Source organism: Thermococcus sp. EP1 (genome assembly GCF_001317345.1).
In the GTDB taxonomy this organism is placed as follows: domain Archaea; phylum Methanobacteriota_B; class Thermococci; order Thermococcales; family Thermococcaceae; genus Thermococcus_A.
Genome location: NZ_JXCG01000004.1, coordinates 158,772 through 171,427, shown reverse-complemented (window position 1 = coordinate 171,427; position 12,656 = coordinate 158,772). Strand labels below are relative to the sequence as shown.

General features: G+C 40.7%; 21 protein-coding genes and 3 tRNA genes. All 24 read left to right on the top strand.

The window, feature by feature from the left end; all coding sequences use genetic code 11:
• Window positions 1-22: 22 nt before the first annotated feature.
• The 24 genes from EP1X_RS05405 to EP1X_RS05295 all read left to right on the top strand — a co-directional run bounded on the left by EP1X_RS05405 (window position 23) and on the right by EP1X_RS05295 (window position 12,651).
• Window positions 23-613, top strand: a complete 591-nt coding sequence (locus EP1X_RS05405; RefSeq protein WP_055282445.1) for an adenylate kinase — start codon at window positions 23-25, stop codon at window positions 611-613.
• Window positions 606-1,133, top strand: coding sequence for a DUF106 domain-containing protein (locus tag EP1X_RS05400; protein ID WP_055282443.1), 528 nt, complete (start codon window positions 606-608; stop codon window positions 1,131-1,133). The genes EP1X_RS05405 and EP1X_RS05400 overlap by 8 nt, the downstream gene beginning before the upstream one ends.
• A 44-nt stretch (window positions 1,134-1,177) precedes the next feature.
• Complete coding sequence (locus tag EP1X_RS05395) at window positions 1,178-2,053, top strand: MBL fold metallo-hydrolase (protein ID WP_055282440.1); 876 nt, start codon at window positions 1,178-1,180, stop codon at window positions 2,051-2,053.
• Between the two features lie 81 nt (window positions 2,054-2,134).
• Window positions 2,135-2,572 (top strand): CGGC domain-containing protein, encoded by a 438-nt coding sequence (locus EP1X_RS05390; RefSeq protein WP_055282438.1) that lies wholly within the window; start codon window positions 2,135-2,137, stop codon window positions 2,570-2,572.
• A gap of 128 nt (window positions 2,573-2,700) precedes the next feature.
• Window positions 2,701-2,967, top strand: a complete 267-nt coding sequence (locus EP1X_RS05385) for a 50S ribosomal protein L34e (protein ID WP_055282436.1) — start codon at window positions 2,701-2,703, stop codon at window positions 2,965-2,967.
• 27 nt (window positions 2,968-2,994) lie between these two features.
• Window positions 2,995-3,552: a (d)CMP kinase gene (cmk, locus tag EP1X_RS05380; protein ID WP_055282434.1), complete on the top strand. Its 558-nt coding sequence runs from the start codon at window positions 2,995-2,997 to the stop codon at window positions 3,550-3,552.
• Between the two features lie 20 nt (window positions 3,553-3,572).
• A complete protein-coding gene (locus EP1X_RS05375) occupies window positions 3,573-3,824 on the top strand; it encodes a 50S ribosomal protein L14e (RefSeq protein ID WP_055282432.1) in 252 nt (83 codons plus the stop codon).
• 119 nt (window positions 3,825-3,943) lie between these two features.
• Window positions 3,944-4,255: a DUF427 domain-containing protein gene (locus EP1X_RS05370; protein ID WP_055282430.1), complete on the top strand. Its 312-nt coding sequence runs from the start codon at window positions 3,944-3,946 to the stop codon at window positions 4,253-4,255.
• Window positions 4,242-5,567, top strand: a complete 1,326-nt coding sequence (locus tag EP1X_RS05365) for an NAD(P)/FAD-dependent oxidoreductase (protein WP_055282428.1) — start codon at window positions 4,242-4,244, stop codon at window positions 5,565-5,567. Before EP1X_RS05370 ends, EP1X_RS05365 begins: the two co-directional genes overlap by 14 nt.
• A 163-nt stretch (window positions 5,568-5,730) precedes the next feature.
• Window positions 5,731-6,741 (top strand): RNA-guided pseudouridylation complex pseudouridine synthase subunit Cbf5, encoded by a 1,011-nt coding sequence (locus tag EP1X_RS05360; protein ID WP_055282426.1) that lies wholly within the window; start codon window positions 5,731-5,733, stop codon window positions 6,739-6,741.
• A 54-nt stretch (window positions 6,742-6,795) separates the two neighbouring features.
• Window positions 6,796-7,383 (top strand): class I SAM-dependent methyltransferase, encoded by a 588-nt coding sequence (locus EP1X_RS10015; protein ID WP_082391488.1) that lies wholly within the window; start codon window positions 6,796-6,798, stop codon window positions 7,381-7,383.
• Window positions 7,369-7,455 (top strand) — tRNA-Ser (locus tag EP1X_RS05355). The genes EP1X_RS10015 and EP1X_RS05355 overlap by 15 nt, the downstream gene beginning before the upstream one ends.
• A 41-nt stretch (window positions 7,456-7,496) precedes the next feature.
• Window positions 7,497-7,943, top strand: coding sequence for a 30S ribosomal protein S13 (locus EP1X_RS05350; RefSeq protein WP_055282541.1), 447 nt, complete (start codon window positions 7,497-7,499; stop codon window positions 7,941-7,943).
• Window positions 7,944-7,953: 10 nt separating this feature from the next.
• Window positions 7,954-8,496, top strand: a complete 543-nt coding sequence (locus EP1X_RS05345) for a 30S ribosomal protein S4 (RefSeq protein WP_055282424.1) — start codon at window positions 7,954-7,956, stop codon at window positions 8,494-8,496.
• Window positions 8,493-8,912 carry a 30S ribosomal protein S11 gene (locus EP1X_RS05340; protein WP_055282422.1) on the top strand — a complete coding sequence of 140 codons (420 nt, stop codon included), beginning with the start codon at window positions 8,493-8,495 and terminating at the stop codon, window positions 8,910-8,912. The genes EP1X_RS05345 and EP1X_RS05340 overlap by 4 nt, the downstream gene beginning before the upstream one ends.
• 34 nt (window positions 8,913-8,946) lie before the next feature.
• Window positions 8,947-9,723, top strand: a complete 777-nt coding sequence (locus EP1X_RS05335; RefSeq protein ID WP_055282420.1) for a DNA-directed RNA polymerase subunit D — start codon at window positions 8,947-8,949, stop codon at window positions 9,721-9,723.
• Window position 9,724: 1 nt separating this feature from the next.
• Window positions 9,725-9,812, top strand: a tRNA-Leu gene (locus EP1X_RS05330).
• Window positions 9,813-9,862: 50 nt separating this feature from the next.
• Entirely contained in the window at window positions 9,863-10,225 is a 363-nt protein-coding gene (locus EP1X_RS05325) for a 50S ribosomal protein L18e (protein ID WP_055282539.1), read from the top strand.
• Window positions 10,226-10,231: 6 nt separating this feature from the next.
• Window positions 10,232-10,660: a 50S ribosomal protein L13 gene (gene rplM / locus EP1X_RS05320; RefSeq protein ID WP_055282419.1), complete on the top strand. Its 429-nt coding sequence runs from the start codon at window positions 10,232-10,234 to the stop codon at window positions 10,658-10,660.
• Between the two features lie 10 nt (window positions 10,661-10,670).
• Entirely contained in the window at window positions 10,671-11,078 is a 408-nt protein-coding gene (locus tag EP1X_RS05315) for a 30S ribosomal protein S9 (protein ID WP_055282417.1), read from the top strand.
• Between the two features lie 47 nt (window positions 11,079-11,125).
• Window positions 11,126-11,323: a DNA-directed RNA polymerase subunit N gene (locus EP1X_RS05310; protein ID WP_055282415.1), complete on the top strand. Its 198-nt coding sequence runs from the start codon at window positions 11,126-11,128 to the stop codon at window positions 11,321-11,323.
• Window positions 11,324-11,343: 20 nt separating this feature from the next.
• A tRNA-Pro gene (locus tag EP1X_RS05305) sits at window positions 11,344-11,421 on the top strand.
• A 22-nt stretch (window positions 11,422-11,443) separates the two neighbouring features.
• Window positions 11,444-11,617 carry a DNA-directed RNA polymerase subunit K gene (locus EP1X_RS05300; protein WP_055282413.1) on the top strand — a complete coding sequence of 58 codons (174 nt, stop codon included), beginning with the start codon at window positions 11,444-11,446 and terminating at the stop codon, window positions 11,615-11,617.
• An 8-nt stretch (window positions 11,618-11,625) separates the two neighbouring features.
• Entirely contained in the window at window positions 11,626-12,651 is a 1,026-nt protein-coding gene (locus EP1X_RS05295; RefSeq protein WP_055282412.1) for a hypothetical protein, read from the top strand.
• The last annotated feature ends 5 nt before the right edge of the window (window positions 12,652-12,656 follow it).

Here is a 12,656-nt window from a genome sequence, read left to right as displayed (position 1 = left end):
GTTTTCATCAAGGTGATATAAAATGCCGTTTGTGGTGGTTATTACAGGGATTCCGGGAGTAGGAAAAAGTACAATCACACGACTGGCTTTGCAGAGGACTCGAGCAAGGTTTAGGGTTATTAACTTTGGAGACATAATGTTTGAGGAGGCAGTTAGGGCTAATTTAGTTTCCCATAGAGATGAAATGAGGAGATTAAGTTTAAAAACTCAGAGAGAACTTCAATTAAAAGCGGCTCAAAGAATCTTGGAAATATCTCGAAAAGAACCAGTACTACTTGATACACATGCTACAATTAAGACTCCCTTAGGTTACATGTTAGGATTTCCAAAGGAAGTTATTGAGGTCATAAATCCAAAGTTTATGGTCATAATAGAGGCTAATCCAAGTGAGATACTTGGCAGACGTTTGAGAGATCTAAAAAGAGACAGGGATGTTGAAACTGAAGAGCAAATTCAAAGACACCAAGATTTAAATAGGGCTGCTGCAATCAGCTATGCAATGCATTCCAATGCACTTATAAAGATAATTGAGAATCATGAAGACAAAGGATTGGAAGAAGCTGTTAATGAGTTGGTAAAAATACTGGATCTGGCGGTGGAAGAAGATGCTTGAGGGAATTTATTTGGCTCTGGATAAGTTGTTCGGGCCGTTGGTAATGAATGCTCATCCAATGTGGGTAGTAACAATTTCAGGTGCCATACTTGGAGGATTTTTCACTTTAGTAAATCACTTTTTAATTGACCAAGAGAAAATGAAGAGACTTCAAAAGATGAGCAAGGAGTTCCAAAAAGAGTGGAAAGAAGCTCAAAAAGCAAAAGATGAAAAGAAACTAAGAAAGTTACAGCAAAAACAAATGGAACTACTAAAGCTCCAAAACGAAGTTATGAAAGACTCGATGTTTAAGCCAATGCTCTTCACAATGCCGATATTCTTTATCTTCTTTGGTTGGATGAGGAGATGGTACGTTGAGACTGCAATTGTAAAGTCACCCTTCAACTTTTTCCTCTTTGATTTGTTCCATGGGTTCTATCACTCGTCTCTTCAGGCCAATGAGCTTGGCTACATTGGATGGTATATCCTAACTTCAATGGCTGTTGGTCAGGTATTGAGAAAACTCCTCGATTCGGTTTAGTCTTGTTTTATAATTTTCTTTTTCCTAAAAGAAGGCGATGCTATATGGAGATTGGAGAGATTGAGGAATTAGAGATTTATATATTAGCAGAGGATTATGCCGGATACAACAGTCAATTCTGGGCTCAACATGGTATTTCATTCCTGATCGAAGCAAAATCTGATGGTATCGTTCGTAGAATATTATTTGATGCAGCATCCTATGCAGAACCTATTCTTTTCAATATGAGGCTTATGGGAATTAATCCAAAAACTATCGACCTAATAGTGCTTTCTCACAGTCATTTTGACCATACTGGGGGACTTTTAGGCATTATGAAAAAAATAAGAAAGGAGGCACCAATATTCGCTCATCCAAATATCTTTAAAGTGAGCTTTGCTACAGAACCAGAATTCATATATGCAGGGATTCCACCCATAAGAAAAAAAGAAATCGAAAAACTTGGAGGAATATGGATTTTAAGCAGAGACCCAATAAGAATAATGTCGGGAATTTTCACGCTTGGAGAAATTGAAAAAGAAAATAAGGTTGATTTTGAGAGAGAGGTTACAATAGACCTTCAAAAGCTTGAAAATGGCAGAGTAGTTCAGGATGAAGTTGAAGATGAGATAGGACTGGGAATAGTAACTGAAAAAGGATTAGTGGTTATTGGGGGATGCTCTCATCCGGGAATAGTCAGCATGGTGCAGAAAGCTATTGAAATAACAGGAACCACTGATGTATACGCTGTTATAGGTGGATTTCATTTAATAAGTGCTAATGATGAGAGGATTCAAAACACGATAAAAGCACTTAGGGATTTAGGGGTTAAGAAAATTTATACTGGGCACTGTACAGGGCTCAAAGCTGAAGCAATGTTTCTAAAGGAATTTGGGAAGAATTTTGAGAAGCTTCACTCTGGGAAAGTCTTAAGGTTCTGAGTCTTATTATACGATTGCCAAAAAATTTAAGGTTAGGTAAACATTGTAAATAATGTTGAACATTATATAGGGGATAATGAAATGGTGAAAATTGGAATTATAATTTGTGACCGTTATAGAACGTGTGCAGGAGGAAAATGCTTCAAAGCCATAAGAGAGAGGGAAGGGGCATTCAGCCTCTACAAAGATGAAGATGTTGAAGTCGTTGGGTATACTACATGTGGAGGTTGCCCGGGAGGGAATATCGAATACGCTCCAGCAGAAATGAAGAACAACGGAGTAGAAGTTGTTCACTTTGCAACAGGATTCTTAGTTGGTTACCCACCATGTCCATGGATAGATTATTTTAAGAACTTTATTGAGGAAAAGTATGGATTAAAAGTCGTTTTTGGTACCCATCCAGTTCCCCAGAAGTATTATACGATTCATAAAGCTTTGGGCACGTGGGATTCTCAAGAGTGGGAGGAATATTTAGAACATATAATATGTGATGAGAAGACTCGTAAGAAGTATGATTAAAGTTTTCAACTTTCTTTTTCATCTCTTCGATACCTTTTCAAAGAAGTTTAGCATCGTACTTAGAGGATAAACAAAAAATAGTTAAATTTAAAAATACTCTGCAAAAAAGCTAAGCGAGGTGGAGAGATATGAAGCCAATGTACAGATCAAGATCATGGAGAAGGAAATATGTTAGGACTCCTGGAGGGAGGACTGTAATACACTTCGAGAGGAAGAAACCAAAAGTAGCACACTGTGCAATTTGTGGAAAGCCCCTCAATGGGGTTCCTAGGGGAAGACCTAGTGAACTCAGAAAATTGCCCAAAACAAAGAAGAGACCAGAGAGACCAATGCCAAATCTTTGTCCAACCTGTATGCGTAGGGTTATAAAAGCCCAGGTAAGAGCTGCTCTTTAAAATTATAGGTCGAATAAGTGATGAAATATGCCAAAGGGATGTCTAGTAATAACAGTAAGTGGCTTGGCGGGAAGCGGTACAACCACTCTATGCAAGAACTTAGCTAGATATTATGGATTTAAGCATATTTACGCAGGCTTGATCTTTCGCCAAATGGCAAAAGAGAGAGGTATGAGTCTGCAAGAATTCCAAGAATATGCAGAAATGCACCCCGAAATAGATAGAGAAGTTGACAAGAGGCAAGTAGAGGCAGCAAAAGAGTGCAATGTTGTCATAGAAGGCCGTCTAGCAGGGTGGATGGTAAAGACAGCTGACTTAAAAATATGGCTCGATGCACCAATTCAAGTGAGGGCCCAACGCGTAGCGAGAAGGGAAGGTGTAAGTGTTGAAGAAGCTTTCATGCAAATTGCTGAAAGGGAAATGCAGAATAGGAAAAGGTATTTAAACCTATATGGGGTCGACATTAACGACCTCTCGATTTATGACTTAACAATTAATACCGCTAAATGGGGTCCCGATGGGGTCTTCAAAATTGTGAAGGCCGCCATCGACCACCTGTACCCCGATGGTGACACGGGGAAATAAAAATAGTGGAGGTGGGATGAATGCCTGCAATTGACATTGGAAGATTAGCCGTTGTTATTGCTGGAAGAAGAGCTGGACAAAAAGTAGTTGTTGTGGATATAATTGACAAAAACTTCGTCCTTGTGACTGGTGCTGGCTTTAACAAGGTTAAGAGAAGAAGGATGAACATAAAGCACCTTGAGCCTCTTCCAGAAAAGATTGCCATCGAACGCGGTGCTGAGGACGAAGCTGTTAAGGCTGCTCTTGAACAGGCTGGAATAAGTCTTGAGTGATTTCGGGCGATTCGCCCATTATCTTTTTCACGTTGTAAACTGTCTCTTCTTAAATTTCTCATTTGGGAATAAAAACTTACTTAACAATTCATGCAAAGTTTACATTGGAGATGAATAAAATGATTAAAGCTATTTGGAATGGAGAAATTATTGCTGAGGCTAAAAGAGACAAAGTTATTCTTTTGGAAGGCAATGTCTATTTTCCACCCGACACTGTGAGAAAGGAATTCCTCCGAAAAAGCTCCACCCATACAACATGTTCATGGAAAGGAGAAGCAAGTTACTATCATGTTGTTGTGGGAGATAAGGTAAATGAAGATGCTGCATGGTATTACCCGAATCCTAAAGAAGCGGCAAACACAATTAAAGATTATATTGCCTTTTGGAAGGGTGTTGAGATAATGTGGGATGAAGAAGATGAGAAAGTTTGATGTGGTTGTTATTGGAACTGGTGTAGCTGGTTCTTCTGCTGTTTATAAGTTTGCAAGGGCTGGGCTGAGTGTTGCTATTGTTGATGAGAGGTCATTTGGGGGAACATGTGCTCTAAGAGGTTGTGACCCGAAGAAAATTCTCATTGGTGGAGCTGAGCTTGTAGATTGGGCCGAAAGGATGAAAGACAAAGGCATTGAAGGAAAAGTGTATATAAATTGGAAAAAGCTCATGGCTTTTAAGGGAGAATGGACTAAAGGTTTTCCAGAGAGGATTGAGAGGGCTTTCAAAAAAGCAGGGGTGGAGACGATCCATGGGAGCGCTCGGTTTATAGACAAGGATAGAATAGAGGTAAACGGTGAGGTCATACTCTCTGACAAGTTTTTGGTAGCAACAGGTGCAAAGCCGAGAAAACTTAACATTCCGGGAGAGGAGCATGTTATAACCAGCGATGAGTTTCTTGAACTTGATGAGTTGCCGGAGAGGATAGTTTTCATCGGTGGGGGGTATATATCATTTGAATTTGCACATTTAGCAGCACGCGCTGGGAGTTCTGTGACAATACTTCACAGAAGTGAAAGGCCCTTGAAGAATTTTGAGCCTTATATAGTTGATAGTCTCATCAAAGCCACTGAGGAGAGGGGCATAAAGGTTGTGACAAACGCTCCCGTGAAGGAAGTGGAGAAAAGGGCAGACTCATTTGTTGTGAAAACTCCGCAAGGAAATTTTGAGGTTAATCTCGTAGTTCACGGAGCGGGGAGGATACCCAATGTGGATGACCTCGGGCTGGAAGTGGCTGGCGTTGAATATGACGAGAAAGGGATAAAGGTCAATGAATATATGCAAACAACGAATGAGAATATTTATGCTGCTGGAGATTGCGCCAAAGGTGGTTTACCATTGACACCAGTTGCAGCAGTAGAGGGAAGTATAGCTGCAAACAATATTATCAAAGGAAACCATGTGAAAATTGATTATACTGCAATACCTACAGTAGTCTTTACAATCCCTCCAATGGCCTCTGTTGGCTTAAAGGAAGAGGAGGCTAGGAAAAAGGGCCTCAAATTCATCATAAAAAAAGGCGATACTTCAAAATGGTACAACTCCATTAGAATAAATCAAAAGTATTCATGTTATAAGATTCTAATCGGAGAAGGAAATAGGATTCTTGGAGCACATTTGCTTGGTCAAAATGCAGAGGAAATTGTGAACATCTTTGCTCTTGCAATTAAACTGGGCCTAACAGCTAAGGATCTAAAACATGCTTATTATACATATCCAAGTCATTCATACGATATCTTGTACATGCTCTAAAAAAGGAAAACCGGCTTAAGAAGGCTTTTTTAGTCTTTCTCATTCCTAGAAGAAGTGTTTTAGGTTACTTTTTGATAGTCTCTCATAGAGTGGGGTAGGAATCATGATGGGAGTATTCTAAAGATTTATAACCATCTCTTTCAATTTTTTGTAGGTGAGGAGAATGGCTAAGAAAAGGAAAAAGCGAGAGCTCGTACTTCCTGCTGATCTCAAGAGAGAGGTTGTTATAAAGGATGAGAATGCTGAGACCAATCCAAAATGGGGATATCCTCCAGAGAGGAGGCCTATTGAACTTCATCTCCAGTTTGGTGTGATAAATCTTGACAAGCCTCCTGGTCCAACTAGCCACGAGGTTGTGGCATGGATTAAGAAGCTGCTTAATCTTCAAAAAGCTGGTCATGGGGGGACTCTCGACCCGAAGGTTACGGGAGTTTTACCAGTAGCTCTTGAGAGGGCTACTAGAGTTGTGCAGGCTCTTTTGCCTGCCGGAAAAGAGTATATTGCTTTAATGCATCTTCATGGAAGTGTTTCAGAGGATAAGATAAGAGCTGTCATGAGGGAATTTGAAGGAGAGATCATTCAAAGACCGCCATTGAGGAGTGCTGTTAAAAGGAGATTAAGGACTAGAAAAGTTTACTATATTGAAGTTTTAGAAATTGATGGTAAAGACGTTCTTTTTAGGGTCGGTGTTGAAGCAGGTACTTACATACGTTCTCTCATTCATCACATGGGCCTTGCTTTGGGTGTTGGGGCACATATGGCTGAACTTAGAAGAAGCAGAAGTGGACCTTTCCGAGAAGATGAGACACTTGTAAGCCTTCATGATTTAATAGATGCTTATCATTTCTGGAAAGATGATGGGATTGAGAGTTACTTTAGAAATTCAATTCAGCCAATGGAAAAGGCAGTAGAACATTTACCTAAAGTTTGGATTAGGGATTCAGCAGTGGCAGCGGTTACCCATGGTGCTGATTTAGCGGTTCCAGGCATAGTGAGGCTTCATAAAGGTATTAAGCCGGGTGATTTAATTGCAATAATGACTCTCAAAGACGAGCTTGTGGCATTAGGTAAAGCAAAAATGAGCACTCAAGAGATGTTAACGAAGGCAAAAGGGATTGCAGTAGATGTTGAAAAGGTATTTATGCCACGAGATTGGTATCCGAAAATGTGGTAGAGTGTTTTCTTTTCTCCCACTTAGATTTATAAACTCCTTTGCTAACCTTCGATCATGAGCCATTATTACTCTAAAGAACCACAAGTACCACTGAAAACTAAAATGATTGAAGTATTTATTAGAGGGGAGTATTTTAAATTCATCACTGCTAGCGGTGTTTTTTCCTTTGGAAAGCTTGATAGAGGGACCCAACTCCTAATAGAGAGTGCAGTGTTAGATAAAGACTGGGAAGTGCTTGATCTTGGTTGCGGATATGGTGTTATTGGTATAGTTGCCTCTAAATTTGTGAAGCGGGTTGTAATGACGGATGTTAATAGGAGGGCTGTGAACATAGCGAAGAAAAACTTAAAAATCAATAACATTAAGAATGCCGAGGTAAGATGGGGTTATCTTTATGAACCCGTCACAGGTGAAAAGTTTCATAGCATAATTACAAACCCTCCAGTACATGCGGGTAAGGATGTGTTGAGGGAAATAGTTATAAATGCACCCCTTCATCTCTACGATGGAGGATTACTTCAAATTGTAATTCGCACTAATCAAGGCGCAAAATATATTAAGACTTTAATGGAGGAGAGCTTTAAAGAAGTGGTTGAACTTGCGAAGGGCTCGGGCTTTAGAGTGTATGCCGGGATAGCCTAGCCTGGGATGGCGCGGGCCTTGAGAGCCCGTGGGCGTTTGCCCGCCGGGGTTCAAATCCCCGTCCCGGCGCCAAAATCCTCTTTAAAGGATTGAGATATGGAGGTGTGATTATAATGGCTGACTTTAGACATATCGTGCGTGTAGCAAATGTTGATATAGATGGCCACAAACAACTTAGATTGGCCCTTACTGGGATCAAAGGAATAGGTGTAAACTTTGCAACAATAATATGCAAGGTTGCAGGTTTAGATCCAAAGATGAAAGCGGGTTATCTTACAGAAGAGCAAGTAAAGGCTATTGAAGCAGTTCTTGAAGATCCTGGAAAGTATGGTATTCCTGGATGGATACTTAACAGACCTAAAGATTATGAAAGTGGAAGAGACCTACATCTTACTGGGGCAAAACTCGTCATGGCATGGCGTGAAGATGTTAATAGGCTCAGGAGAATCAGGGCTTACAGGGGTATCAGGCATGAGCTTGGTCTGCCACTAAGAGGACAAAGGACTAAGTCGAACTTTAGAAGAGGTTCTACACTTGGTGTTAGCAGAAGGAAGAAGTGAGGTGGTATAAATGGGAGATCCAAAAAGACAAAGGAAAAGGTATGAAACTCCCTCTCATCCATGGATTAAAGAAAGACTTGATAGAGAGAGGGTATTGGTTCAAAAATACGCTCTTAAAAATAAAAAGGAGCTATGGAAGCACGAAACTCAACTCAAGAACTTTAGAAGAAGAGCCAGGCGTTTACTAGCTGCGAGAGGAAAACAGGCAGAGATTGAGAGGGCTCAGCTTCTTCAAAGACTTGTGAGACTTGGTATGCTCCCAGAAGGGGCACACCTTGATGATGTTCTTTCACTTACAATAGATGATATTCTTGAGAGGAGGCTTCAAACATTGGTATTCAAAAAAGGTCTAGCAAGGACAATCAAACAAGCAAGACAGCTAATTGTTCACGGACATATTGAGGTAAATGGCCAAGTAGTCAGATCACCAAGTTACCTAGTACTCAAAGAGGAAGAAAGCGGGATAACATATTCAAGAGCATCACCATTTGCGAATTCTCAACATCCTGAAAGAATGATGATTGAAGAGGCTCAGAAGGGTGAGGCACAATGAGTGAGGAACAACAAGTTGTTAATATAAAGAAAAAAGAAAAATGGGGCGTGGCCCACATCTATGCCTCTTACAATAACACGATTATTCATATAACAGATCTAACTGGAGCTGAGACTATTTCAAAATGGAGCGGTGGGATGGTAGTTAAGGCAGACAGAGATGAATCATCACCCTATGCAGCAATGATTGCTGCTAGGAGGGCAGCAGAAGAGGCCATTGAAAAGGGCATCACTGGAGTTCATATAAAAGTTAGAGCTCCTGGAGGAAGCAGAAGCAAAAACCCAGGCCCCGGTGCTCAAGCAGCAATTAGAGCACTTGCAAGAGCAGGTCTTAGAATAGGGAGAGTAGAGGATGCTACACCTATACCGCACGATGGCACAAGGCCAAAAGGCGGTAGAAGGGGAAGAAGAGTTTGATTTTTTCCTTAAAACCTCTTTTTTGGTGAGAAAAATGCAAATAAAGATTCTTGAAAAAAGAGATGATGCAATCCGTTTTATTTTGGAAGGAGTAGATGTTGCGTTTGCAAATGCACTTAGGAGAACTATCTTGGGAGAAGTCCCAACTTTTGCGATCGATGAAGTGGAGTTCTATGAAAATGATTCAGCCCTTTTTGATGAGATAATAGCTCATAGACTAGCATTGATCCCTCTAACAACCCCCTTTGATAGATTTGAACTAGATAGCATGGAGTTAGAGGATTACACTGTTACTCTAAGTTTAGAAGCTGAGGGTCCGGCTATAGTGTACTCAGGTGATTTGAAGAGTGATGATCCTGATGTAAGGCCAGTGACTCCAAATATCCCTATAGTAAAACTCGCAGAGGGACAACGCTTAGTTTTTAATGCATATGCAAAATTAGGAAAAGGAAAGGATCATGTCAAATGGCAACCGGGATTTGCTTACTACAAATACTTAACAAAAGTTCATGTAAGTAAAGAAATCCCAAATTGGGAAAAGATTAAGGAAATTGCAAAAAGGAAAAAGCTCCCCATTGAAGAGACTGAGGATGAATTGATACTAACTACAATAACAAGCTTTTACATTCCAAGGGAATTTGAGCAGTACATTGGGAACAAAATAAAAGAAGAGGTAATCCCCAATACATTTGTCTTTACAGTGGAAAGTAACGGAGAACTCCCTGTTGAGGAAATTGTAAGCTTAGCACTTAAAATTCTAATGAGAAAGAGCGATAAATTTATAAACGAGCTTCATAAATTAGCCGAATAGCGCGGGGGTTGCCGAGCCTGGCCAAAGGCGCGGGATTTAGGGTCCCGTCCCGTAGGGGTTCCGGGGTTCAAATCCCCGCCCCCGCACCATGATGATCACCCCGTCCCTTGGTGCGAGAAGTAGGAAAGGAGGAATGCTCATGAAGAGGACTGGTCCAACTGATATTAATTTGAGAAGACTCATTCGCTATCTAAGAAAGAAGTCAAATGAAGAGGATGTTAAGATATGGAAGGATGTAGCTTGGCGCTTAGAGAGGCCAAGAAGACAAAGAGCTGAAGTAAACCTTAGCAGAATAAATAGGCATACAAAGGAAGGAGACATTGTAATAGTGCCTGGAAGTGTTCTTGGAGCTGGGACATTAGATCATAAGGTCATTGTGGCAGCATGGAAGTTCAGTGAAAAAGCAAAAGAAAAGATCCTCCAAGCTGGTGGAGAAGCGATAGCAATTGAAGATCTCGTCGAGAGAAACCCAAAAGGTAGTGGAGTAATCATAATGGAGTGATGAGCCATGAGAATTATTAATGCTGAAGGGTTAATCCTTGGGAGACTTGCATCAAAAGTTGCAAAAATGCTCCTTGAAGGAGAGGAGATCATTATTGTCAATGCGGAGAAGGCAATAATCACTGGGAACAGGGAGTTTATCTTTGAAAAGTATAAGCAAAGGACAGAACTCAGGACAAGAACAAATCCGAGAAAAGGACCATTCTATCCAAAAAGAAGTGACGAACTAGTTAGGAGAACCATCAGAGGAATGCTCCCATGGAAGACAGAGAGAGGACGAAAAGCATTTAAGAGGCTTAAAGTATATGCAGGAGTTCCAAAAGAGTTTGAGGGTAAGGAGTTTGAAACAATAATTGAAGCCCACATGTCAAGAATTAAAACTCCTAAATATGTGACAGTTGGAGAGGTTGCTAAGTTCCTTGGTGGAAAATTCTGAGGTGATGATAATGAGGATAATTCAAACCGCAGGAAAAAGAAAAAGTGCAGTTGCGAGAGCTACTATAAGGGAAGGGAAGGGCAGAGTGAGAGTTAACTACAAGCCTGTTGAGATACTTGAGCCAGAAATAGCCAGATTCACAATAATGGAGCCATTAGTTCTTGCTGGAGAAGAAATACTAAGTAAAGTAGATATTGATGTTAAGGTTGAAGGCGGAGGTTTTATGGGACAAGCTGAAGCAGCCAGAATTGCAATAGCGAGAGCATTAGTAGAGTGGACTGGGGACATGAACCTCAAAGAAAAGTTTATGAAGTACGATAGAACTATGCTTGTTGGTGACTCAAGAAGAACAGAGCCGCACAAACCAAACCGCTCTACAAAAGGTCCAAGAGCAAAAAGGCAAAAGAGTTACCGTTGATTCCCTTTAAAATTTCCTTAAATCTAAAAACTAAAAAGGTGGTTCGTTTGATAGTTCCCGTGAGATGTTTCACCTGTGGAAAGGTGATTGGAGATAAGTATTACATATTCAAAGAGCGTGTTGAAAAAGGAGAAGATCCAGAGAAAGTCCTTGATGACCTTGGACTTGAAAGATATTGCTGTAGAAGAATGCTCCTAAGTCATGTTGAACTCATAGATGAGATCATGCATTATAGGGTGTACTAAAACAACCACATTTCTTTGGAGGGGCCGTGGGGTAGCTTGGTCCATCCTCCCGGCTTGGGGTGCCGGAGACCCGGGTTCAAATCCCGGCGGCCCCACCAAAATTTGCATGGGTGATATGTGATGTTTAGATATACAAGATTTGAAAAGGCGAGGATTATAGGTGCAAGGGCGTTGCAGATAGCTATGGGCGCACCGGTGTTAATTAATATTCCAGAAGGAGCGAGCCCGTTGGATGCTGCAATAGTAGAGTTTGAAAAGGGGATAATCCCAATAACCGTTATAAGGCCTAGTTAGGTGATCTGATGACAGTAATTGAAAATGTAGTTGGCAGAATCTCAGTCCTTAAAGGTGGCAAATACTCTGTTGAGATTGACGTTATTACTACTTCCGGCTTTGGGAGATTTGCAGCCCCTATTGACGAAAATCCCTCCTTATATATCGTGGAGGCACACAGGGCTGTGAGTGAAGTTGATGAAATAATTGGTCCAGAGTTAATTGGCTTTGATTCTCAAGAACAAGAGCTTATAGACTCTTATCTTTGGGAGATAGATGGGACTGAGGATTTGAGCCATATTGGTGCCAACACAGCTTTAGCAGTTTCAGTAGCTGTTGCAAAGGCCGCTGCGAACGTGAAAAAAGTGCCTCTGTACAGTTACATTGGAGGGACTTTTACCACTGAGCTCCCAGTTCCAATGCTCAAATTTGCTGAAGATGATAATTTTGAGTACATTGTGCTTGTCAGGGATTTAATGGAGATCTCAGATGTAATTGATGCTATGGTGAAAATTAAAGAGAACAGTAAAGGAATCAGTTTAGAAGAACTTTCAAAGGCTTCAGAAGTGGCAGGTGATGAACTAGGACTTGAAGTTGCACTAGGATTGATACAAAAGAGAGAGATGAAAATTGAGGATGTACTCCAGGCGGTTGAGGATTATAATATTGCTTACATTAAGCCGTTAGGGGAGGAAGAACTCTTCCTTGAACTTATAGCTGGGACTCATGGAGTATTTATTGATGGGGAATATCTCTTCAAAACAAAGGATATACTTGATAGAAGATATTACAACGCTCTTTCAATTAAACCAATTAACTTAGGAACTCTTACAGATCTTTACAATTTGATTAATGATGTCAAGTCTGAAAGGATAGCGCCAATATTGGCTGAAGCAAAATATGAATCTGCTGATGAAGCGTTGTCCCACTTGGCAGTGGGCTTTAAGTGTCCCGCCATAATACTCCAAGAGAGCTCTCTTATTAAAATAAACGAGCTTATTAGGATAGCGGAGGATTTGGGTGAAAGAGGAAGGATAATAACATTTGAGGGGTGAAGAAA